Here is a 22,065-nt window from a genome sequence, read left to right as displayed (position 1 = left end):
ATGGGTGGGCTGGGGTCACTCGGCGCCGGAGGTGTGCGACTCCAGGAGCCGGCCGCCGTCCCAGACGACGCCGACCTGCCGGTAGTACGCGGCGATCGGCTCGCGCACCTCCAGGCGGGCCAGCTCCTCGGTGGGCGCCTCGAACAGCTCCAACTCGGCGTCGCCGACCCAGGGTTGGCCGGCCTCGAAGGAGGCGGCGCCGGTCTCGATCAGCTCGTCGAGGGCGAGCCCCTTGCCCTTCTCGATGGACGGCAGCCAGCGGTGGTGGGCCATGGGGTGAGCGTTGACGAAGCCGTTGCTCTCGGACGGCTCGCGCAGGGTGACGGCGGCCTGGGCGAGCCGCCGGTCGGCGGCGGCGAGGGTGGCGCCGAAGCGGGCGCCGGCCTCGATGCGCGGGGCGGGTCCGTACGGGTGCGGGCGGGTCTGGTGGATGGAGCCCAGCTTCTTCGGGTAGCCCTGGTGCAGACCGCGCGCGACGGCGAAGTCCTTGTCGACCCAGATGTGCACACAGCGGCTGTAGGTCCGCCCCCGGTATGTGCAGCGGACGACCGCGAAGGCCTCCTTGTACTGGGCGAGCACCGGGTCGAGGAGCTCGTGGCCGTCGGCCGAGCAGGACTGCCAGTCGGCCCAGATCAGCGCCACCGCGCCGGGGTCGTCCTCGGCCGGCTCCAGGGGTTCCGGGAGGAGTTCGCGTACGCGGGCGGGGTCGGTGCGGTACTCGACGGTGAGCAGGTCGCCGGAGTAGCGCCAGGGCGGGGCGGGGATGAGCGAGGCGTCGCCGGTCGCGGTCTTGGGGTGGAAGTATCCACGGACTGAGGGCACTTGGGGTTCCTTACGCGGTGCGGGCGGGATGCTTGAGGAGTGCGGCGCGGTGCCGGGCGGCGGCCGCCGCCGCGGTCGGACCGCCGAGGGCCACGACGCCCACGAGCCGGCCGTCCCGGTGGTATCCGGCGATGACGTCGCCGTCGGGGTCGCCGTCCAGGATGCGTACGTCGGCCTGGCCGAGGGCGGGGGCGCCGAAGGACTGCAGGCGGAAGTCGTGCTGGTCGCTCCAGAAGGTGGGCAGCGGAGCGAACGGGTCCGGGTCGTGCTGGTCACCGGTGAGCCGGGCGGTGAGGACGCGGGCCGCGTGCCTGGCGGTGTCGGTGGGGATCGACCAGTGCTCGACGCGGCGCGGGACGCCGTCGTAGCGGGCGTTGGGGAAGCGCGCCACGTCGCCCACGGCGACCACCTCGGGCCGTCCGCCCGCGCGCAGGTGGGCGTCGGTGCGGACGCCGTCGGCGAGGTCGAGCCCGTTGCCGTCCAGCCACTCGGTGTTGGCGACGGAGCCGACCGACTCCACGACCACGTCGGCGGGCAGGACGGTGCCGTCGCCGAGGACGACCCCGGTGACCTGGTCCTCGCCCTCGAAGGCGGTCACTCCGGTGCCGAGGGCGAAGCGGACCCCGCGGTTCTCGTGGCGTTTCCGGAGGGCGGAGGCGAGGAGTTCGCCGAGCGGGCCGACCATCGGCAGCGGCAGCGGGTCGACGACGGTGACCTCGGCGGCACCGAGCGCGACGGCGGTGGCGGCGACCTCGCAGCCGATGAACCCGGCCCCCACCACGACCACCCGCGCCCCGGGCCGGGTCAGCGCGGCGCGCAGGCCCCGGGCGTCGTCGAGGGTGCGGACGGCGTGCCGGCCGGCGAGCGGTCCGGGGCAGGTCAGTCGGCGCGGGCGCATGCCGGTGGCGATCACGAGTCCGGCGTACGAGAGGGTGTCGCCGTCGTCGAGCCGGACGGTGCGCCGGTCCAGGTCGGCCGCGGCGACGCGGGTGCCGAGGCGCCAGGCCACGTCGGCGACGCTCGCCCGGGGCCGGAAGGCAAGGGACTCGAAGGACGCCTTCCCGGCCAGCACCTCCTTGGACAGCGGGGGCCGGTTGTACGGCATGTGAGGCTCGGCGCCGACGAGCGTGACCGGGCCGTCCCAGCCGGCGGCGCGCAGCTGTTCGGCGGCGCGCAGTCCGGCCATGGACGCGCCGGCCACCACGACGGGTGCGCGCACGGCCCGCACGGTGGGCGTGCTCATCGCTCAGCCCTCGATCCGGATGGCCTGCAGGGGGCAGACGTCCGCGGCTTCCTCGACCTCGTCGCGCAGCGCGTCGTCGGGGTCGCCGACGTAGGCGAGACGACCGGCGTCGTCGAAGCTGAAGACATCGGGGGCGGCGAAGACGCACTGGCCGTGGTCCTGGCACTTGTTCATGTCGACGACGACCTTCATGGCCGTACCTCCGGGTACTGGGGCGTCGGGCAGGGAGAGGAAGAGTCACGGGCGGGCCGGGCGCGCGGGGCGGGTCCGGCCGGCGTGGGCGGTGAGCACCGCCCGCTCTCGTTTGATGTCAAACAACATAGGAACCCGCGGGACCCTGGTCAATAGCTATCCGGATGGATAAATTTCTGTTGCCGACCCCTTGCGGGGCGATGACTTCCGTCCCTACGGTTTGACGCCAAACGACGGATTCGGATGCGGCCCCGCGTTCCCCACGCAGTGCGTCGCCGCGTCCACCGTTCCCCCTTCCCCCAGTGCCCTGCGCGCCCTGGGAGGCGCCCCACTTCCCCTTGAGGAGACATCGGTGAGCGCATCCGAAACCCACCCCGCACACCGGCACATGGACCGGCTCGCCGCCGAGGGCATCGACGTGGTCCGGGTGACCTATCCCGACCTCATCGGCAGCGACCGGGCCCGTGACGTCCTGCTCGACCACCTGCCCTCGGCCTGCGACCACGGGCTCGCCTTCTGCCGCGCCGTCTACCACACGAGCCCGCAGGGCGACGTGGTCCCGGTCGCCGGCGGCCTGGACGCCGGGCTGCCCGACATCTGCGTACGCCCCGACCTCGACACGCTCACCGCGCTGCCGTGGGAGCCCGGCGTCGCGAGCTGTCTGGGCGACGTCACCGACCCGGCGACCGGCCGGCCCGCCCCCGAGTCGCCGCGGGACCTGCTCCGTACCGTCCTCGACCGGTGCGCACAGCACGGCCTGCACCCGGTGATCGGCCCGGAGCTGGAGTACTTCCTCTGCGAGCCCGCACCCGGCACGCCCACCGGCTGGCGGCGCTACGACGAAGCCGCCGGCGTCGTCTACACGGCGGGCCTGCGCGCCGACGGCGACAACCACCTGCTGCGCACCCTGCGCCAATTGCGCGAGCTCGGCATCGGCGTGACCAACGGCAACCACGAGTTCGACGGCGGGCAGTTCGAGATCAACCTGACCCACACGGACGCCATGGACGCCGCCGACCGGTCCTTCCGATTCAAGTCGGCGATCAAGGAACTCGCCCGTAAGGAGGGCAGGCTGGCCACGTTCATGGCCAAGCCCTTCAACGACGCGGGCGGTTCCGGTTTCCATCTGCACCTGTCCTGCGTCACGGACGCGGGAGACGGCACCGAGGAGGGCGGCAGTGCGGGTGGCGGCGGGGCGAACGCCTTCGACGACCCCTCGGCGCCGTACGGGCTCTCCGCCGCCGCCCGGCACGCCGTGGCCGGGGTCCTCGCGCACGCCCCGGCGCTCACGGCGCTCGCCAACCCCACGGTCAACTCGTTCAAGCGGTTCGGCCCGGACACCCTCGCCCCGTGGCTGGTCGACTGGGGCCTGGACAACCGCAGCGCCCTGGTCCGGATCCCGCCCGAGCGCGGCCCCGGGGCGCGCCTGGAGGTCCGGCTCGGGGACGCCAGTGCCAACCCGTACCTGATGATCGCCGGGACGATCGCCGCCGCGCTGCTCGGCGTGCTCGCCGGCGAGGAGCCGCCCGCCCCGCTGGAGGGCTACGGCTACGACACCGCCAGGTCCGCCCTGCTGCCCCAGAACCTGCCCGCCGCCCTGGACGCCTTGGAGGCGGACACCGCCCTCGCCGACGTCCTCGGCAAGGAGTTCACCGCCTCCTACCTGACGTACAAGCGCGACGAGGTGGCCCGCTTCCAACGGCACGTCACCGACTGGGAGTTCACCGAGTACGCCTTCCACCTGTGACGCCGGTGACGCCTATACCGCCTGCACCGCCTGTACCGCCGTCACACCGAATCCGAAGAGAGAACGCCCTATGACCAAGACCACCAGCCCCCTGACCGAAGCCGTCCGCGAACCCCTCCCCCTCGCCGACGTGGACCTCGCCGACCTGGACCGCTTCACCGACGGCGTGACGCCCTGGCGGATGTTCCACACCCTGCGGCACGAGGACCCGGTGCACTGGCAGGAGGAGGACGCGCCCAACTCCGGCTTCTGGTCGGTGACCCGGCACGCCGACATCGCCCGGGTCGACCGGGACGCGGAGACCTTCACGTCCACGAGGTTCGTGAACCTGGAGGAGGTCGACGAGGACCAGATCAAGAAGCGCGCCTCCATCCTGGAGCTGGACGGCGTCCGCCACCGGGCGCTGCGCAGCGTGCTGCAGCGGCAGTTCGGCGCGAGCGTGATCAACAGCTACGCGGACTTCCTGCGCGGCTTGACCGCCACCACTCTCGACGCGGCCCTCGCCAAGGGCACCTTCGACTTCGTCAAGGAGGTGTCGGCGGACTTCCCCATCAACGTCCTGGCCCGCCTCCTGGACGTGCCGCCCGAGGACAACCAGCAGCTCATCGACTGGGGCAACCGCATCATCGGCAACACCGACCCGGACTACGCGGACGTGCTGCTGCACAGCGCGGAGAGCGAGCAGTTCCGCGATCTGCCGTTCCGCTCCCCCGCCTCCCTCGAAGTCTTCGCGTACGGAAGGGAGTTGGCCCGGCAGCGGCGCGGCGGCAGCGGCACGGACCTGATCTCGCGGCTCGTCAACGAGACCCCGCGCGACGGGGTGCCGCTCTCCGCCCGGGACTTCGACAACTACTTCCTGCTCCTGGTCGTCGCCGGCAACGAGACGACGCGGCACACCATCACGCACTCGATGCTGGCGCTGCTCCAGCACCCCGAGCAGCTGGCCCGCCTGCGGGACGACCCGTCGCTGATCCCCACCGCGGTGGAGGAGTTCCTGCGCTGGGCCTCCCCCGTCTACCACTTCCGGCGGACCGCGACGCGGGACGTCGAGCTGGGCGGCAAGCAGCTCAAGGAGGGCGACAAGGTGGTGATGTGGTTCGCCTCCGGCAACCGGGACGAGGAGGTCTTCGGCAACCCGTACGACTTCGACGTCGCCCGGCAGGACAACGACCACGTCACGTTCGGCAAGGGCAGCCCGCACCTGTGCCTGGGCAATCTGCTCGCGCGTACCGAGATCCGCATCATGTTCGAGGAGTTGATCCCGCGCCTGGCGGACATCCGCCTCGCGGGGCCGGTGCCGCGGGTGCGCTCCAACTTCGTCAACGGCATCAAGGAGCTGCCGGTGGAGGTCACACTCGCCTGAAAACGCTGGTTGGGTGATACGAGGGAAACCGGCCCGGTTCTTCGTGTCACTCTGCCAGTACGGCCTCCCGGCCCCGGCGCAGCAGACTCGGTCGGGCGTCCTCGTACCGAACGACCCACAGGAGCGGCGGCGCATGGCCGTACAGCATCGTACGACGAGACCGGCGAGGCATTCGAGGAGATGATCGCCGCCGTCGTCAGCAAGCGCTCACTCGCGCCCCTGTTTACGCACCCCACGGGTCGGGAGGCACGGAACACTACGCCTTGACCGGCCCGCGGTAGCCGGGGTCGACGCGGGAGTTGAGGGTGAGGCTTACGGCAGCGGCCGCGAGGTAGAGGCCGACGAAGGTCCAGATGAGCAGGGTCATGTGCGCGGTGCCGCCGAGCAGGCCGACGAGAGCGGGGCCGACGAAGGCGGAGAGGCCGGCGGCGAACCTGTAGACGGCGAGCGCGTTCGCGCTGTCGGCGGGGCGTACGAGTCCGGGCATCAAGGCGGTGAGCGGCACGAAGCCGGCGAGGCCGATGCCGAAGACTCCCCAACAGGCGAGTGTGGTCCAGAAGTTGGGTCCGGTGAGCAGGGGTACGTAGTAGAGCAGCAGTTGACGAAGAGGGCGAAGTTCGGGCCGGTGTTGACCAGGCGTCCGGGGGCCCGGTAGGAGGGTGAAAACGGCGCGGTGGAGCGGGCATTGGCCTCCGCGCGCTTCCAGGAGGTCGTGCGCCGGTCGCGCTCCCGGCCTGCCGTCAGCCCGCCCCGTACGCGGTCACCGGGGATGCGTGGGCCGGTGCGGGCAGGAGTTCCCTGGCGACCTGTTCCACCAGGAGTTCCCGCATGGTGCTCACCGTCATGCCGCGCACACCGGTGAGCACCTGGATCGCAGCCCCGTCGGTGAGGGCTGTCAGCCGCAGCGCGACGACGTCCGGGTCGACGTCCGTGCGGAAGACCCCCTGCCGCTGTCCGCGCCGCGCGATCCTGCGGACCGTGTCCTGCCACCGGTCGTAGTACTCGTTGTGCGCCGGGCGGAGTTCGGGGCGCAGCGCCGCCTCGGCCCAGTACTGCAGCCAGATCGACCACTCGTCGCGGACCTGCCCGAAGCGCGGCAGCTGCAGGTCGATGAGTTTCAGCATCCGCGCGTGCGCGTCGTCGATGGCCCGCAGCTCGATGCTCTGCCGGGTGAACGCCTGGCTCACGCAGTGCCGCAGAGCCTCCGCCAGCACGTCGTCCTTGCCCGGAAAGTGGTAGTGCACCGTGCCCGTGCTGGTGCCGCAGGCGCGTGCGATGTCGGCGATCCGTACGGAGTGGATCCCGCGCTCGGCGATGAGCTGCCAGGTCTCCTCCAGAATGCGCCGCCGGCGAGTGTCGTCCCCGGTGTCGGGGACGTTGCCGGTGCTCCGCGTGGCCATCGAGCCGCTCCGTTTCTCGTTCTGCGCCTGTCGGATTCTGACTGAGGCGTCAGATCACCTCCGCATGGTGGGGCATCGCCAATCCCCTTGGCAAGAGCGGAAACCCATCACGTCGACCCTCTTGACGGCCGTTGCGATGCGATGGCTGACTGACGCATCAGTCAATCACAACAGCGGTAGTCCGCAGACCCTCAGGAGGCGCTGTGCGCATCAACTCCCCCCTGCCGTACTCCGGCGTCCTCAGGCCGGACGTCCACGACGGCCGTACGGCGCTGGTGACCGGCGGAGGAACCGGTATCGGCCGGGCCACGGCCCTTGCCCTCGCGGCGGCCGGCGCGCGGGTCCTGGTGTGCGGCCGACGGCCCGAACCGCTGGCCCGGGTCGTCGAGGAGATCGAGTCCTTCGGCGGGACAGCTCTGGCGATGTCCGCCGACATCAGGGAACCCGAGCAGGTCACCGCCGTGGTCGACCGCGCGCTCGACGCCTTCGGCCGGATCGACGTCCTGGTCAACAACGCGGGCGGCCAATTCTCCGCCCCCGCCGAGGAGATCACCCCGAACGGCTGGCGCGCCGTGCACCGTCTCGCCGTCGACGCCACCTGGAACGTGACCCGCGAAGTGGCCCGGCGCGCGATGATTCCCCAGGGCGGCGGCGCCGTCTTCTTCATCGCGTTCTCTCCCCGGCGCGGCATCCCCGGCTTCGCTCATGCCACCGCGGCGCGGGCCGCGGTGGAGAACCTGGCGGCGGGCCTGAGCCTGGAGTGGAGCCGGTACGGAATCCGCACGGTGTGCGTGGCGCCCGGCACGATCGCCACCGACGGGCTCGACGGCCACTACTCCGCCGAGGACCGCGACCGCTGGGCCCGGTCCGTTCCGCTCGGCCGTCTCGGCACCCCCGAGGACGTGGCCGGAGTCCTCTCCTTCCTCGCCTCGCCCGGCGGGGCGTACGTCACGGGCACCACCGTCGTCGTGGACGGCGGCGCGGACGCCTGGGGCGCGGGCCATCCGGTGCCGGACCTCGCGGAGAAGCCGGCGCCGGACCTCGCGGAGGAGCCGGCGCCGGTGTGAGGCGCGCGGTCCTCGGGGGCCGCTTCCTCGCCGCTCCACCCGTAGGCCCGTACGTGCGCAATACGCCAGTACGCCGTAGGCCCAGAGGCCCAGAGGCCCGTACGTCACATGCCCGGCAACTCGACCGTGTCCCCTCGCACTTGACCCCACCGGCACCCAGCGCCCCGCCGTTGCCCCGCCCCGCCCGCCCGCACCCGCACCCGCCGCCCCGGAGGCCCTCATGACCGTCGACGCAGCGCACCCGACGCCGCCCCTTCCCGACCACCAGCCCGACCGGGGCCCCGGCACCCCCCGCGATCTGCGCGCCCTGTTCACGCCCAACGCCGTCGCCGTCGTCGGGGCCAGCAACGACACGTCCAAGTGGGGCAACTGGATCAGTGTCCAGGCCCTGCGGATGCGCGAGCACCGGCCGGTGTTCCTGGTCAACCGGCGCGGTGAGCCCGTGCTCGGCCGGCCCGTGTACCCGTCCATGGCCGCGCTGCCCCAGCAGGTGGACCTCGCCGTGATCGCCGTACCGGCGGCCGGGTTCGAGGCCGCCGTCGACGACGCGCTCGGGGCCGGGGCCAAGGCCATCGTGGCGATCACTGCCGGGTTCGCCGAGACCGGGCAGGAGGGCCGGGAGGTGCAGACACGGCTCACGGAACGCGTCCGCGCCGCCGGGGCCGTGCTGCTCGGGCCCAACTGCCTCGGCGTGCTCGACAGCAGCAGCGAGCTGTATCTGTCGTCCAATCCGCTGCCGCCCGGGCCGGTCGGCCTGATTTCGCAGAGCGGCAACATGGCCCTCGAACTCAGCCGGATCCTCGCCGAACGCGGCCTCGGCGTCTCCCGGTTCGCCTCGCTCGGCAACCAGGCCGACCTCACCGTCGCCGACCTGATCCGCGCCTACACCGTGCACCCCGAGACCGAGTTGATCGCCGTCTACAGCGAGGACTTCGGGGACGGCCGGGACTTTGTCGCCGCCGCGGCCGAGGCCAACGCCGTCGGCAAACCCGTCGTCCTGCTCACCATCGGGGCCAGCGCCGCCTCCGTGCGTGGCGCCCAGTCCCACACCGGGGCCCTGGCCAGTGACAGCTCCGTCATCGACGCCGCCTGCCGGGCGGGCGGCATCGACCGGGTGGCCAGCCCGCGCCAGATGGCCGGACTGCTGGAATCCCTGCACCTGTTCGGCGCCGCCCCGGCCCGCCGCACCGCCGTACTCGCCGACGGCGGCGGCCACGCCTCCGTCGCCAGCGACCTGGCCGAGGCGCACGGCCTGACCGTCCCGGAGTTCTCCGCCGAACTCGCGGCGGACCTGCGCGCCGAGCTCATCCCGTCCGCGGGCGTCGGCAACCCCGTCGACCTCGCGGGCGCGGGCGAGCAGGACATCACCTCGTTCTCCCGCACCCTGCGGGTACTCCTGGACGCGCCCGAGGTCGAATCGGTCCTGGTCACCGGCTACTTCGGCGGGTACGGCGAGTACGGTCCCGAGCTGGCCGCCGCCGAACTCGCGGCCGCGGCCGAGATGGGCGACCTTGTCCGGCACCGCGCCAAGCCGGTCGCCGTGCACACGATGTACCACCAGAGCCCCGCCGCCGAGGAGTTGCAGCGGCTCGGCGTCCCGGTGTTCCGGGCCGTGGAGGAGGCCGCGCGCAGCCTCGGGATGCTCGCCGGGCACGCCCCCGTCGCCCCGGCGATCCGTGAACTACCCGCACCCGCCGCCCTGGTGACTGACGACGGCTACTGGACCGCCCGCCAGCTCATGCGCGCCGCGGGCGTCGAGTTCCCCGCGGCCCGTCTCGTCGGCGGCCCGGACGAGGCGGTCGAGGCGGCCCGCGCGATCGGCGGCCCCGTCGTCGTCAAGGCGCTCGGGCTGCTGCACAAGTCCGACGCGGGCGGCGTCGCGCTCGGCCTGAGCACCCCGGAGGCCGTGCGCGCCGCGGTCGTCGACATGGCCGACCGCCTGAACCCTCCCGGCTACTGCGTCGAGGCGATGGCCGACCTGAGCGAGGGCGTCGAACTCATCGTCGGCGTACGGCAGGACCCGCGCTTCGGACCCGTCGCGATGGTCGGCCTGGGCGGCATCACCACCGAGGTGCTGCGCGACGTCACCTTCGGCCTCGCCCCGCTCAGCCCCGCCGCCGCGCGCCGACTCCTGGACGAGCTGCAGGCGAAGGCCCTGCTCTACGGGGTACGCGGCCGGCCCGCGGTCGACCTGGACGCGGTCTCCCGCACCGTCGCCGCGATCACCGAGGCCGCCGCGGCGCACCCGGAGATCGCCGACCTTGAGGTCAACCCGCTGCTCGCCACCCCGCACGGCTGCCTCGGCCTGGACGCCCGCATCGTCCTCGACTGACGACTTCCCCTCACCCGTATCCGAACCCTCAACTCAGAAGGAAACACCGTGGAGTTCACCCTCACCCCCCGGCTCGCCGAGCTCAAGGAGCGCGCCGCCTCGCTCACCGGCAAGATCATGCCGTACGAGGACGCGTGCGAGAACGACAACGGCCTCTCGCCGGAAGCGCACGCCGCGATCCGCGAGGAGGTACTCGCGCACGGTCTGCAGGCCGTCAACATGCCCGTCGAGTGGGGCGGCGCCGGGCTGTCCGTCCTGGAGCAGGTCGTCGTCCAGGACGAGCTCGGCAAGCTCACCAACGCACTGTGGGACGCGGTCTGGCGGCCCGCCAACTGCCTGCGCGCCTGCACCCCGGAGCAGCGGGAGCGCTACCTGGCCCCGGACATCCTCGGCAACCGCCGCGACGCCGTCGCCATCACCGAGGAGCACGCGGGATCGGACCCGTCCCGGATCACCACGACCGCCACCCGGGACGGCGACGGGTACCTCATCAACGGCGAGAAGTGGTTCGTCACCGTCGGCGACGTCGCGGACTTCCTGATCGTCCTCGCCTACGTGCGGCCGGACGACGAGCCGACGATGTTCCTCGTCGACAAGGACACCCCCGGCATCTCCGTGAAGCGCACCCCGCGCTACACCCACACCTTCGTGTACGAGCACCCGGAGTTCCTCTTCGAGAACGTCCGCGTCGGACCGGAGGCCGTGCTCGGGCGGATCGGCGAGGGCTACGACCTGACGCGCGACTGGTTCACCGAGGAGCGCCTGATGATCGCGGCCCGCACGATCGGCGCCGCGGAGCGCGCGCTGCGCCTCGCCGTCGACTGGGCCAAGGAGCGCGAGCAGGGCGGCGATCTGCTGATCAACCGCCAGATGATCCAGGCGTACATCGCCGACTCGGTCACCGAGATCGCCACCAACCGGGCCTTCACGCACCAGGTGGCCTGGGAGTTCGACCAGGGCGGCGACCGCAAGACGCTGCACGCCAAGGCGGCCACCGCGAAGCTCGCCGCGTCCGAGGCGTCCAACCGGATCGTGGACCGCTGCCTGCAGATCTTCGGCGGCCGCGGCTACATGCGGGAGAACGCGGTCGAGCGGCTGTGGCGCGAGCTGCGCGTCGACCGCATCTGGGAGGGCACGTCCGAGGTCCAGCGCCTGGTCATCGCGAACGAGGCCGCCAAGCGCGGCCTGGACGACCTGCTGTCCTTCACGACCAGCTGACCCGCCCCCGTCCGACCTCGGGGCCGCCGCCCTTCTCGTACGGCGGCGGTCCCCGTCCCACGACCGGAGACGCCCCGCCATGGCTTCCACCACCACCGCACCTGCCGTGACCGACGGCGAGGTCACCGTCCAACTCCGCGGCGAGCGGCAGGACATCGCGCTGCTCACCCTCGACCGCCCGCGCAAACTCAACGCCCTCTCCACCCACATGGAGGCCACGCTCCTCGACGCCCTGCGCAGCAGTGATGTCACAGAGTGTCGTGCCGTCGTCGTCACCGGCACCGAGCGCGCCTTCTCGGCCGGCGCCGACACGGGCGAGCTGCGCGACATGACCCCGCAGGCGATCGCCGCGTACTACCGCGGATCGGGCGCCGTGTACGAGGCGTTCGCGGCGCTCCCCCAGCCCACGGTCGCCGCGATCAGCGGCTACTGCATGGGTGGCGGCCTGGAACTCGCCCTCGCCGCCGACTTCCGTATCGCCGCTCCGGGCGCCGTGTTCGCGCTGCCCGAGGTCGGCCTCGGCATCCTGCCCGGCTCCGGCGGCATCGCCCGCCTGGTGCGCGAGGTCGGTCCGGCCCGCACCCGCGACCTGGTGCTGCGCGGCCGCCGCTTCGATGCCCAAGAGGCGTACGCCTGGGGCCTGTTGACGGAGATCACCGAAGACCCCGGGGCCGTGACCGACCGCGCCCTGGCCCTCGCCGCCGAGCTCACGGAGCACGCGCCGCTCACCCTGGCCCTCGCCAAGCAGGTCGTGGACGCGGCGGCCGACGCCCCCAAGGAGACGGCGCTGCTCCTCGAACACCTCGCGTACGCGGCCCTCAACCGGACCGGCTGAACCGCGCACCGCACCGCACGACAGGGGGAGCCCAACCACCGAACGCGACCACGACCACCCGCACCGCCCGTCGCCCGTCGCCCGTCCGCTCCAGGAGGTCCACCCCATGACAGTCGCCACGTCGAGCACGGGGCAGTCCCCGCAGCAACCTGAGCCCGCCCACACCGGCAAACGCCCCGTCGTGGAGACCCGGTCCATCGACTACGTGCCGCTCGCCGAGCGCCATGGGAAGGTCTGGCACCTCTTCCCCGTGTGGTTCGCGGGCGACGCCCATCTGGCCACGGTCGCCACCGGCGCGATCGGCGTCGCCCTCGGCGGCAACCTGATCTGGACGGCGATCGCCATCGTCCTCGGCAACGCGCTCGGCACGTTCTTCATGGCGTTCCACTCCACGCAGGGACCGCAGCTCGGACTGCCCCAAATGGTGCAGTCCCGGCCGCAGTTCGGGTTCGTAGGGGCGCTGCTCGTCTGGATCGTCGCGCTGGTCACGTACATCGGCTACACCGCGTTCAACCAGGTCCTCGTCGGCTCCACCATGGAGCACCTGGCCGGCACGCCAGTGGGCGTCAGCTACATCGCGTACGCCGCGATCGCCATCGTCCTGGCGATCGTCGGCTACGACTTCATCCACCGGGCCTCGCGCTGGCTGACCTATCTGATGACGGCGGGTCTCATCGTCTTCTCCGTCGGCGTCCTCGTCGCGGCGCCGTTCTCCGCCGACCAGTTGGACCTCGGCGCCTTCTCCCTCGCCCCGTTCCTGATCCAGCTGTTCCACGCGGCGGTGTACCAGCTGTCCTGGTCGATCTACGTCTCCGACTACTCCCGCTACCTCCCGCCGACCGTGGGCGTGCGCTCCTCGTTCTGGTGGACGTATCTCGGCGCGGGCTTCGGCGGTACGTGGATGATGCTGGTCGGCGCGGTCGCGGCGGGCCTCTTCCCGAAGCTGGGCCTGGTGGAGCAGATCATCCACGCCGGTGACACCGTGTTCCCCGGCCTGGGCGTAACGCTGCTCCTGATGTCCGTCGCCCCGCTCATCACCATCGGCACCCTGAACTTCTACGGCGGCAGCCTGACCCTGCTGTCCTCCGTCGACTCGGTGAAGCGCATCCCGCTGACCCTGACGTCGAGGATCGTGACGCTGCTCGTCCTCGGCGTGGCCTCCACCGCCCTGGCGTTCAGCTCCAGCGACGACTTCCTCACCACGTTCGGGCACTTCCTGATCGTGCTCGGCATGCTGTTCACCCCGTGGACCGCGGTGAACCTGATCGACTTCTACGTGGTGCGCCGCGGCCACTACTCGATCCGCGAGATCTTCAACCCCGAAGGAATTTACGGCCGTTGGAACTGGCGCGGGCTCACCGCGTACGGCGTCGGCTTCGTCGCCATGCTGCCGTTCGCCGTCATCGGCGACCTGCACGGTCCGCTGGCCCACTGGGTACGCGGCGCGGACGTCACGATGCTCGTCGGCCTCGCCGTATCGGCCGTCCTGTATCTCGTCCTGTGCCGCTCCCTCGATCTCGACGCCGAACGCGCGGTCGTCGAGGCTGCCGACGCGGACCTGGACTCGTCCCTGCACCCGTAACCCTGCGTACCCGAACACCCTGCGTACCCGTAACCCTGCGTACCCGAACAACCTGCGTACCCGAACACCCGAGGAGCAGCACCGTGGCGGACATCGAACGCGTCGGCGTCGTAGGAGCGGGACTGATGGGATCCGGCATCGCGGAGGTGTGTGCCCGGGCGGGCCTGGACCTCCTGGTCGCGGAGACCGACCGGGACGCGGCCCGCGCCGCCCGCACCCGCATCGAGACGTCCCTGCGCCACGCCGCCGGACGCGGCAAGCTCACCGCCGACGAGGCCGACGCCGCCCTCTCCCGCCTCCGGCTCACCACCGACCTGGGCGACTTCGGCGACCGCGACCTGGTCATCGAGGCGGTGGCCGAGCGGGAGGACGTGAAGACCTCGGTGTTCGCGACGCTCGACAAGGTGGTGGAGCGCGAGGACGCCGTGCTCGCCTCCAACACCTCCTCCATCCCCGTCATGCGGCTCGGCACGGCCACCACCCGCGCCGACCGGGTCATCGGCATCCACTTCTTCAACCCCGTCCCGGTGCTCCCGCTGGTCGAGCTGGTCCCGTCGCTCCTGACCGGCCCGGCCACCCTGCGACGCGCCCGCGCCTTCGCCGAGGACCGCCTCGGCAAGCGCGTGGTCCTCGCCGCGGACCGTGCGGGCTTCGTGGTCAACGCGCTGCTCGTGCCGTATCTCCTCGCCGCCGTACGGATGCTGGAGAGCGGCACCGCGTCCGCCGCGGACATCGACGACGGCATGGTGCAGGGCTGTTCCCACCCGCTCGGACCGCTCGCCCTCGCGGACCTGATCGGCCTCGACACGGTCACGGCGATCGCCGAGTCCCTCTACGCGGAGCACAAGGAGCCGCTGTACGCCCCGCCGCCACTGCTCCTGCGCATGACGGAGGCGGGCCTGCTCGGCCGCAAGACGGGACGGGGCTTCCACCCGTACGAGCCGTAGCCGCCGGACCCGGGGCCAGGGCCTCACCAGGCGACAGAGCACCGCACTGGTCAACCGTCATGCCGTAGTTCATTCACGAGGCGCCACACTGGTCGTGAACTCCGCGAAGCGGAACTGCAGGAGCAGCCAGGCGAACACATCGATGTCGTTGAGGTCGAGTTCGAAGAGCGACTGCAGCTTTTCGATGCGGTAACGGACCGAGTTCACATGGACGTTGAGGCCGGCTGCCGTAGCGGGAATGCTCTTGTTGCTCTCGATGTAGGTCTTGAGGGTTTCCAGATACGCGGAGCCGCGTTCACGGTCGTACTCCCGTATCCGTTCCAGGGTCGGGACCCGGAGGCGGAGATGGTTCGTCGAGCGGTGCCAGTCGGCGAGCAGGGCCAGGTCGAGCTGCGGTAGGTGCTCGTCCATGAGTACGACGGCGCCGCCGGGGCGCGGGCTCACGAGTCCGAGCGCGGTCAGCCGGACCAGGGTGCGCAGGTGCGTGAAGTCGTCGCCGAGCTCGTGGACTTCGTGGAGTTCGCGGCCCACCACGACCGCCAGTGACGGTGCGGTGGGTTCGACGCGGCGGAGGAAGTCGTCGAGGTTGTGCTGGAGGTTCGTCCACTCCTGACGGTTCTGGCCGCTGAACAGCATGGCGAGATGAGAGTCGACCTCCGCCACGATCGCGTTCGGCTGGATGAGGTGCAGCCATGTCGAGACGCGCTGGACGAGCCGGTGCGGGGCCACTTCGGTGGTGCGGGTGGGCGGGTCCGTCGAGGTGAGGGTGGCGAGGCGGTACCACTGCTTGTCGGCGATCTCCAACGCGAACGCGCACGCGGATGCCTGCTGCGGGTCGCGCAGGAGGTGGGACAGGAGGTCGGCTTCTCGCCGTCGTTCGACGTCGACGTAGGAGCGGGCGTGGTGCAGGTGGAGGGAGGCTGCGTCCAGCAGCTCCTCCAAGGCCCGTACGACGTGGTGGCGTTGATCCGGATCGGTCACGATGACCCAGATGGTGCCGAGCACTTCGCCGTCGCTGCGGACGGCGGCGGCGACCCGTCCGTAGGTCTCCGCGTCGCCGGGGACGAAGACGCATCCGGTGGCGGCGTAGGTGAGGCGGTAGTCGGGGTCGGTCGCGGGTGAGTCGACCTCGCTCATCAGGAGGGTGACCTTGCGGCGGTGTTCGTCGACGGGCTGGTCGGCGAGGTTGGAGAAGCCGAGCACCCGGCCCGCGGGGTCGACGATGCTGGTGGCGCCGCCCGCCATGGTGGCCACCGCGTTGGCGAAGGCGAACAGGTCGCCGAGCCGTGCGCCCGCCACAGCGTCGGCTTCCGAGACGGACACACTCGCCTTGAGGAGCGCCGCCAGCTGCAGCCAGTCCACGGACTGGCGGGCCAACACCGTGTTGACGCCGTGCAGTTCACCGAGCGCGCGCAGGGACTCGGGGTCGGCCGTGGCGGGTTTGGCGATCACCGCCGAGACTCCGGCCTCGCCCGCCCGGACCAGCAGATCGGTGAAGGCGGGACCCTGCGCGGGGAAGCCGACCGCGAGGAGCACCGCACGCCGAGGGATGTGCGTGTCGTCGTCGGACGGTTCGCGCAGCGCGATCGACTGCACGACCGGGTCGTCCTGCTGGTGGACCACCCACAGGTCCGCTCCGACGTTCACCAACACGTCCGACAGGGTCGATGTCTGCGGGCCGTCGGCGGCCCGCGCGGTCGGGTCCGGGGTTCCGCTCGCCATGTTTGGAGAATTTAGCAGCAGAACGCTGAATCCTTTGTAGATCGCTCCGTACCGGTGGGTGATCCGCCCTCCTACGCTGGTCCCACCGCCGCCCCGTCGCCCCGTCGACCGGGGCCTGGCGACCACCATCCCCCCTGGCGTAGGAGCCCACGATGACGCCTGTCTCCTTGCGGTACGTCGCCGCCGTCCTCGTCGCGACGTCAGTCACCGTCCTCACGGCGTGCGGTTACCAGCCGGCCGGCGCGGGCACGCCGCCGACACCGGAGAGTGGCGCCGCGTCGCGCCTGGTCGAGGAGGCCGGAGTGCTGCGCGTCGGTACCAACGTGCCGTTCGTGCCGATGGAGTTCTACGCACCCGACGGGTCGACCCTCTCGGGCATCGACATCGACCTGGCCAGGGCGGTGGCACGCCGCCTCGGGCTCAGGGCGAGCTTCTCCAACTCTTCCTGGGACGGCCTGATCCCCGCGCTGAACGCTGGCCGCCACGACATGCTGGCGTCGTCGTTCGGCGACTTCCCCGAGCGCCGGAAGCAGGTCATCTTCGTCGACATGCTCAAGGGCGGCATCGCAGGCATCGTGCGGGCCGCGGACAAGGCCCACTTTCCGAAACCCTCCGCGCTGTGCGGCAAGAGGGTCGGCGTCGCGAACGGCTCGGCGACCGTCGCCGTGGCGAAGACCGTCTCGAAGCGCTGCGTGAAGGACGGCGGCCAGGCAGTCTCCACGCAGATCTTCCCCACTGACCGCGAAGCCACCGTGGCGATCCGCAGCGGACGCGTGGACGTGGCCCTGGTCGACAGCGTGGTGGCCCAGCACCTGGCGGGCAGCCAACCCCGGCACTACGCCGAAGTCTTCGACGACGTCGCGCCGGACTTCCTCTACGGATTCGCGGTCGACAGGAACAACCCGGCACTGGCTCAGGCGATCGCCGAGGCACTCGACTCCCTCATCGCCGACGGCACTTACGCCCGGATCTGCGCGAAGTACGGGATCACCGGCAGCGCCCTGGTCACCAGAGCCACCATCAACGGAGGCAAGCAGTGATCAACTCCACCCTCACGGAACCGCACACCCACCCGGACGAGTTGCGCACCGTCGCACGCCGTCATCCCTGGCGCTGGGTCTCGGCACTCCTCGCCCTGGCGGTCGGAACCGCGGTCGTGTGGTCCTTCGCCGGATCCCCCAACCTCCAGTGGGGCGAGGTCGGTTCCTGTCTGACAGCCGGTTCCGTCATCGACGGCATAGGCCTCACCGTCCTGCTCACCGTGGTGGCCCAGGGCGTCGGCATCGTCGGCGGCATTGTCCTCGCCGTCATGCGCCGCTCGAGCAACCCGGTACTCAAGGCCATCAGCGGGCTCTACCTGTGGATCTTCCGCGGTACACCGGTGCTCATCCAGATCATCTTCTGGTACAACCTCGCCCTGATCTTTCCGGCCGTCGCGCTGCACATCCCGTTCACCTCGATCGGCTTCAGCGTCGCCACCAACTCCCTCATCACGCCGGTCGCCGCGGCCGTCATCGCGCTCGGCCTCAACGAGGCCGCGTACATGGCGGAGATCGTGCGCGGCGGCCTCATCTCCGTCGAGCAGGGGCAGAGCGAGGCGGCGGCCACCCTCGGCATGACCCGCGGCCAGGCGATGCGGCACGTGATCCTCCCGCAGGCGCTGCGCACGATCGTTCCGCCGACCGGCAACGAGCTGATCAACATGCTCAAGAACACCTCGCTCGTCAGTGTCATCGCCGCCCGCGAACTACTGACCGCGACTCAGCAGATCTACGGGGTCAACTACCTCGTCATCGAGCTGCTGATCGTCGCCAGTATCTGGTACCTGGCCCTGTCGACCGTGGCCTCGCTGGCACAGAGCCTCCTGGAACGCCGGCTGCAAGTCGTGCTCCGCGTCCGGCAGCAGCCCTGGACCGCACGCGCCGCGCACCGCCTCGCCTCCCTGCGGTCCTCCGCCACTCTCACCTCGGACGGGAAGTCATGACAGCCATGCTCGAGATACGGAACGTCAAGAAGAGCTATGGCCCGGCCGCCGTCCTGCGTGGTGCCTCACTCGATGTCCGCCGCGGGGAGGTCGTCAGCATCCTGGGCTCCTCCGGGGCGGGCAAGTCGACCCTGATGCGCTGCGTGAACCACCTCGAAACAGTGGACGCCGGAACCATCAGCGTCGACGGCCGGCTGATCGGCTACGACCGGCGAGGCGGCCTCCTGCACGAGGTCAAGGAGTCGACCCTGTGCCGTCAGCGCCGCGACATCGGCATGGTGTTCCAGCACTTCAACCTCTTCGGCCACCTGACCGCGCTGGACAACGTGACCCTCGGCCCGCGCAAGGTCCTCGGCAGGCCACGTGCCGAAGTCGAGGAAGAGGCACGCGGCCTGCTCGCGCGGGTCGGCCTCGCCGAGCACGTGGAGTCGTATCCGCGTCAGCTCTCCGGCGGGCAGCAGCAGCGCGTGGCGATCGCCCGGGCCATGGCCATGCACCCCAAGCTCATGCTCTTCGACGAGCCCACCTCGGCGCTCGACCCCCACCTGGTCGGCGAGGTCCTGCGGGTGATCCGGCAACTCGCCGACAGCGGAATGACGATGGTGATCGTCACCCACGAGGTGCGGTTCGCGCTCGACGTCTCCGACCGCATCGTGCTCATGGACAGCGGCACGGTCGCATACGACGCCCGCCCCCAGGAGTGGCTGACCTCGACAGACCCCTTGGTCACCACGTTCATGAGCCACTTCAGGGCCTCCCCGACCGACGAGCACGGCCACAACGCCACGACTCGCACCAGCCCCAACACCCCCGCCGGTTCCGACGGTTCCGACGGTTTCGACGACAGGAGCACCGCGTCATGAGCGCGCCCGTCAGCATCAACGACTTCCGCTGCGTCGCCCGGCGCCGCCTGCCTCGGATCGTCTACGACTACCTCGAAGGCGGCGCGCTCGACGAGATCACGCTGCGGAGCAACATCACCGACCTCGCCGCGCTCCACCTGCGCCAGTCGATCATGAACGACGTCTCCGACATCGACCTCAGTACGACCGTCCTGGGGCAGACCCTGAGGACGCCGGCACTGATCTCACCCATGGGCCTGCTGTCGCTGTTCCACCGCGACGCGGACATCGCCCTCGCTCGGGCGGCCCGTGACGCGGGAACAGTCTTCGTGCACAGCGCTTGGTCCGGCCTGCCGCTAAAGAAGGTGGCGGCCGCGGCTCCCGGCGCGGTCTGGTGCCAGGCCGCGATCTGGCCGGACCAGCGGCTGGTCGACCAACACCTCGACCGCGCCGAGGCGGCCGACGTCCCGGTGCTCGTCCTCGCCGGCGACGTCTCCGTGTCCAGCAAGCGAGAACGCGACCTCCGCAACGGCTTCACCATGGCGGCGCGCCCCTCGCCGCGGAGCGTGCTGAACGCCGCGCGGAAGCCGAGGTGGGTCGCCAACTTCCTCTTCGGACCCAGGATCACGTTCGGCGATCAGACCATTGAGGGCCGGGCGATGAACCTACGCGAGATGGGCGAGTTCCTGCACGACGACAATGCCGCGGTGAGCTGGGACGACGTTGCACGGATCCGCAAGCGCTGGCACGGAAAACTCGCCGTCAAGGGGGTGATGAACGCCCAGGACGCACTGCGGGCAGTCGATGCGGGCGCGGACGCGATCTTCGTCTCCAACCACGGCGGTCGGCAGTTCGACGCGCAGCCCTCGACGGTCAGCGCACTCGCCGAGATAGCACAGGCCGTCGACGGCCAGGCCGAAGTACTGGTAGACAGCGGCATCCGGCGCGGCAGCGACCTCGTCAAGATGCGGGCGCTCGGCGCGACCGCCGGACTGATCGGCAGGCCGGCCGTCTACGGCCTGGTCCACTCCGGCCAGGCCGGTGTCGCCGCCGTGCTCGACATCCTGCGCGACGAGGCGGCAACCGCCCTCGCCTTCACCGGCAACACCACCCTCAACACCCTCAACACCTCGGCTCTCGCACCCCGGAGCGACACAGCCCACACCCGAGCCGACTCTCGTACGGACGTGGGCTGTTGAGCGCCTCGCACCACGCCCTTCCGTACGTACGCCACCACGACCGGCCCCCGTCCGGTCACGCCGGTCACGCCGGTCACGCCGGTCAGGAGCCCGACATCGGGCGGCCGAACATGGGGTCGTCACCGGAGCGGGTGATCCCCACGGTCGGGCCGGTGAAGCTCGTCGCGCCGGACGTGGTGGCGCCGGAGGAGGAGCCGCGCAGGAACCACACCGCGCCGTCGTCGCTGTTCTCACCGCCAGCGCCGACGGCCAGGTCCACGCGGCCGTCCTTGTTGTGGTCGGCGAGCTGGACGGCCCCGCCGAACAGGTCGGACGACTCGTTGGCGCCCGGCACACCCGAGGTGCCCTGATGCAAGGACTGGGCGCCGGTCGCCGTCAGGCCGGAGGAACTGCCGCGCAGCACCCAGACGTTGCCGGCGTGCGAGGCGGAGCCGATGGTCTCGAAGACGGCGCTGACCGCGAGGTCCGGGTAGTCGTCACCGTTGACGTCGCCCGCGGCGAGCGCGGAGCCGAAGAGGTCGTCGGACTCGTCCGCCCCCGGCACGCCCTCCGTGGCCTGGCTGAAGACCTTGCTGCGGGAGGTGTCGACACCCGCCGCGCCACCGTGGAACACGGTGACGTACCCGCCGTCGGCCGTCGAGTCCAGGACCGCGGGAGAGTCGGTGCCGACGGCCAGGTCGTCGTGGCCGTCAAGGTCGAAGTCGGCCGTGGTCAGCGCGCTCGCGGACCCCTCGCCGACCTCGGTCTGGAACGTGGGCCCGGTCGAGGTGCCCCGATAGACGAAGTTGCCCGTGTAAGAGCCCACCACCACGTCGTCCGTACCGTCGTCGTCGAAGTCGCCCTCGGCCAACTCGACGGCGCCGTCCGGGTACGCCCCGGGCTCGATCCGGGCGTCGAAGCGCAGCTTCCCGGCCGCGCCGCCCGACTTGGTGAAGCCGCCCTTGAAGATCCAGATGTCCTTGCCGGTGGAGCCGACCGCCAGGTCTGTCCGCCCGTCGCCGGTGAAGTCGCCGACCGCGAGGGACTGGCCGAACCGGTCGTGGCCCGAACCGTTCGGGTCGCTGAGGGTCGTGCCACCGGACAGGCCGGACGAGCCGCCCCACAGGATCGTGACCGCGCCGCGATCGACATCGCCCGGCACGTCCTCCAGCGGCGTGCCCACGACCAGGTCGCCGTAGCCGTCGTTGTTGAGGTCGCCGTGCGCCAGCTCGGTGCCGAACCGGTCCTCGGTCTCCGATGCCCCCGGCACACCGGAGGAACTCTGCGACGTGATCTTCTTCCGTGAGGCGCTGATCCCGCTCGACGAGCCGTAGTTGACGACCACGGCACCCGCCTTGGCCTTGCTGTTCGCGACGGCACCCGTGGCACCGGTCGCCAGATCGCGGTAGCCGTCGCCGTTGAAGTCGTCGGCGAGACCGGAGGGTGCGGCGCTCGCATCTCCGGGCAGAGCGACGAACAGGCCACCGCCCAGAGCTGCGGCGACGACCGCGGCACCGAGGACGGCAAGACGACGGGAGCGTTTGTGGCGGGACATGACGCCCTTTCCGTGAGGCAGAAGAAACGGGAGGTA

General features: G+C 71.1%; 19 protein-coding genes. 12 read left to right on the top strand and 7 right to left on the bottom strand.

Going from position 1 to position 22,065, the window contains the following annotated elements:
• Positions 1-15: 15 nt before the first annotated feature.
• Genes RCO28_RS24105 through RCO28_RS24095 form a run of 3 tightly spaced genes read right to left on the bottom strand, consistent with a single transcriptional unit; the run spans position 16 to position 2,257 of the window.
• Positions 16-822, bottom strand: coding sequence for an acetoacetate decarboxylase family protein (locus RCO28_RS24105; protein ID WP_308943339.1), 807 nt, complete (start codon positions 820-822; stop codon positions 16-18).
• A gap of 10 nt (positions 823-832) precedes the next feature.
• Positions 833-2,065 carry an FAD/NAD(P)-binding oxidoreductase gene (locus RCO28_RS24100; RefSeq protein ID WP_308943338.1) on the bottom strand — a complete coding sequence of 411 codons (1,233 nt, stop codon included), beginning with the start codon at positions 2,063-2,065 and terminating at the stop codon, positions 833-835.
• A 3-nt stretch (positions 2,066-2,068) separates the two neighbouring features.
• Positions 2,069-2,257 (bottom strand): ferredoxin, encoded by a 189-nt coding sequence (locus RCO28_RS24095; protein ID WP_282514091.1) that lies wholly within the window; start codon positions 2,255-2,257, stop codon positions 2,069-2,071.
• 352 nt (positions 2,258-2,609) lie between these two features.
• Between RCO28_RS24095 and RCO28_RS24090 the strand changes: the two genes are divergently transcribed.
• Together RCO28_RS24090 and RCO28_RS24085 are read left to right on the top strand one after the other, a co-directional pair.
• On the top strand, positions 2,610-4,004 hold the full coding sequence (locus RCO28_RS24090; protein WP_308943337.1) for a glutamine synthetase family protein: 1,395 nt from the start codon (positions 2,610-2,612) through the stop codon (positions 4,002-4,004).
• A gap of 70 nt (positions 4,005-4,074) precedes the next feature.
• Positions 4,075-5,367, top strand: a complete 1,293-nt coding sequence (locus tag RCO28_RS24085) for a cytochrome P450 (protein WP_308943336.1) — start codon at positions 4,075-4,077, stop codon at positions 5,365-5,367.
• 256 nt (positions 5,368-5,623) lie between these two features.
• On the opposite strand, the gene RCO28_RS24080 is transcribed toward RCO28_RS24085, so the two are convergent.
• Both RCO28_RS24080 and RCO28_RS24075 read right to left on the bottom strand, forming a co-directional pair.
• Complete coding sequence (locus tag RCO28_RS24080) at positions 5,624-5,872, bottom strand: hypothetical protein (protein ID WP_308943335.1); 249 nt, start codon at positions 5,870-5,872, stop codon at positions 5,624-5,626.
• 235 nt (positions 5,873-6,107) lie between these two features.
• Entirely contained in the window at positions 6,108-6,767 is a 660-nt protein-coding gene (locus tag RCO28_RS24075) for a TetR/AcrR family transcriptional regulator (RefSeq protein WP_308943334.1), read from the bottom strand.
• A 203-nt stretch (positions 6,768-6,970) separates the two neighbouring features.
• Here RCO28_RS24075 and RCO28_RS24070 point away from each other — a divergent pair, with 203 nt between their 5' ends.
• From RCO28_RS24070 to RCO28_RS24045, 6 genes are all read left to right on the top strand, one after another.
• On the top strand, positions 6,971-7,834 hold the full coding sequence (locus RCO28_RS24070; RefSeq protein WP_308943333.1) for an SDR family oxidoreductase: 864 nt from the start codon (positions 6,971-6,973) through the stop codon (positions 7,832-7,834).
• A gap of 220 nt (positions 7,835-8,054) precedes the next feature.
• Positions 8,055-10,166: an acetate--CoA ligase family protein gene (locus RCO28_RS24065; protein ID WP_308943332.1), complete on the top strand. Its 2,112-nt coding sequence runs from the start codon at positions 8,055-8,057 to the stop codon at positions 10,164-10,166.
• Positions 10,167-10,214: 48 nt separating this feature from the next.
• On the top strand, positions 10,215-11,384 hold the full coding sequence (locus RCO28_RS24060; protein WP_308943331.1) for an acyl-CoA dehydrogenase: 1,170 nt from the start codon (positions 10,215-10,217) through the stop codon (positions 11,382-11,384).
• Between the two features lie 79 nt (positions 11,385-11,463).
• Positions 11,464-12,219: an enoyl-CoA hydratase/isomerase family protein gene (locus RCO28_RS24055; RefSeq protein ID WP_308943330.1), complete on the top strand. Its 756-nt coding sequence runs from the start codon at positions 11,464-11,466 to the stop codon at positions 12,217-12,219.
• 106 nt (positions 12,220-12,325) lie between these two features.
• Positions 12,326-13,801, top strand: coding sequence for a cytosine permease (locus tag RCO28_RS24050; protein WP_308943329.1), 1,476 nt, complete (start codon positions 12,326-12,328; stop codon positions 13,799-13,801).
• 83 nt (positions 13,802-13,884) lie between these two features.
• A complete protein-coding gene (locus RCO28_RS24045; RefSeq protein WP_308943328.1) occupies positions 13,885-14,748 on the top strand; it encodes a 3-hydroxybutyryl-CoA dehydrogenase in 864 nt (287 codons plus the stop codon).
• Positions 14,749-14,817: 69 nt separating this feature from the next.
• Here RCO28_RS24045 and RCO28_RS24040 read toward each other — a convergent pair whose 3' ends face one another.
• Entirely contained in the window at positions 14,818-16,470 is a 1,653-nt protein-coding gene (locus tag RCO28_RS24040; protein WP_308943327.1) for a helix-turn-helix domain-containing protein, read from the bottom strand.
• 152 nt (positions 16,471-16,622) lie between these two features.
• Between RCO28_RS24040 and RCO28_RS24035 the strand changes: the two genes are divergently transcribed.
• The 4 genes from RCO28_RS24035 to RCO28_RS24020 are packed head-to-tail and all read left to right on the top strand — an operon-like array spanning position 16,623 to position 20,495.
• Positions 16,623-17,510, top strand: a complete 888-nt coding sequence (locus RCO28_RS24035) for an ABC transporter substrate-binding protein (RefSeq protein ID WP_308943326.1) — start codon at positions 16,623-16,625, stop codon at positions 17,508-17,510.
• On the top strand, positions 17,507-18,454 hold the full coding sequence (locus RCO28_RS24030; protein ID WP_308943325.1) for an amino acid ABC transporter permease: 948 nt from the start codon (positions 17,507-17,509) through the stop codon (positions 18,452-18,454). The genes RCO28_RS24035 and RCO28_RS24030 overlap by 4 nt, the downstream gene beginning before the upstream one ends.
• On the top strand, positions 18,451-19,317 hold the full coding sequence (locus RCO28_RS24025) for an amino acid ABC transporter ATP-binding protein (protein WP_374991233.1): 867 nt from the start codon (positions 18,451-18,453) through the stop codon (positions 19,315-19,317). The genes RCO28_RS24030 and RCO28_RS24025 overlap by 4 nt, the downstream gene beginning before the upstream one ends.
• On the top strand, positions 19,314-20,495 hold the full coding sequence (locus tag RCO28_RS24020) for an alpha-hydroxy acid oxidase (protein WP_308943324.1): 1,182 nt from the start codon (positions 19,314-19,316) through the stop codon (positions 20,493-20,495). The genes RCO28_RS24025 and RCO28_RS24020 overlap by 4 nt, the downstream gene beginning before the upstream one ends.
• 82 nt (positions 20,496-20,577) lie before the next feature.
• On the opposite strand, the gene RCO28_RS24015 is transcribed toward RCO28_RS24020, so the two are convergent.
• Positions 20,578-22,029, bottom strand: coding sequence for an FG-GAP-like repeat-containing protein (locus tag RCO28_RS24015; RefSeq protein WP_308943323.1), 1,452 nt, complete (start codon positions 22,027-22,029; stop codon positions 20,578-20,580).
• Positions 22,030-22,065 lie beyond the last annotated feature (36 nt).

This window comes from Streptomyces sp. LHD-70 (assembly GCF_031157275.1).
Classification (GTDB): domain Bacteria; phylum Actinomycetota; class Actinomycetes; order Streptomycetales; family Streptomycetaceae; genus Streptomyces.
The sequence above is the reverse complement of the archived record's forward strand: the minus strand, read 5'-3'. Positions and strand labels throughout refer to the sequence as shown.

Coding starts and splice junctions, on each gene's coding strand:
- RCO28_RS24100 (WP_308943338.1), bottom strand. CDS start 2,065: ATGAGCACGCCCACCGTGCGGGCCGTGCGCGCACCCGTCGTGGTGGCC.
- RCO28_RS24095 (WP_282514091.1), bottom strand. CDS start 2,257: ATGAAGGTCGTCGTCGACATGAACAAGTGCCAGGACCACGGCCAGTGC.
- RCO28_RS24085 (WP_308943336.1), top strand. CDS start 4,075: ATGACCAAGACCACCAGCCCCCTGACCGAAGCCGTCCGCGAACCCCTC.
- RCO28_RS24075 (WP_308943334.1), bottom strand. CDS start 6,767: ATGGCCACGCGGAGCACCGGCAACGTCCCCGACACCGGGGACGACACT.
- RCO28_RS24065 (WP_308943332.1), top strand. CDS start 8,055: ATGACCGTCGACGCAGCGCACCCGACGCCGCCCCTTCCCGACCACCAG.
- RCO28_RS24055 (WP_308943330.1), top strand. CDS start 11,464: ATGGCTTCCACCACCACCGCACCTGCCGTGACCGACGGCGAGGTCACC.
- RCO28_RS24050 (WP_308943329.1), top strand. CDS start 12,326: ATGACAGTCGCCACGTCGAGCACGGGGCAGTCCCCGCAGCAACCTGAG.
- RCO28_RS24040 (WP_308943327.1), bottom strand. CDS start 16,470: ATGGCGAGCGGAACCCCGGACCCGACCGCGCGGGCCGCCGACGGCCCG.
- RCO28_RS24035 (WP_308943326.1), top strand. CDS start 16,623: ATGACGCCTGTCTCCTTGCGGTACGTCGCCGCCGTCCTCGTCGCGACG.
- RCO28_RS24025 (WP_374991233.1), top strand. CDS start 18,451: ATGACAGCCATGCTCGAGATACGGAACGTCAAGAAGAGCTATGGCCCG.
- RCO28_RS24020 (WP_308943324.1), top strand. CDS start 19,314: ATGAGCGCGCCCGTCAGCATCAACGACTTCCGCTGCGTCGCCCGGCGC.
- RCO28_RS24015 (WP_308943323.1), bottom strand. CDS start 22,029: ATGTCCCGCCACAAACGCTCCCGTCGTCTTGCCGTCCTCGGTGCCGCG.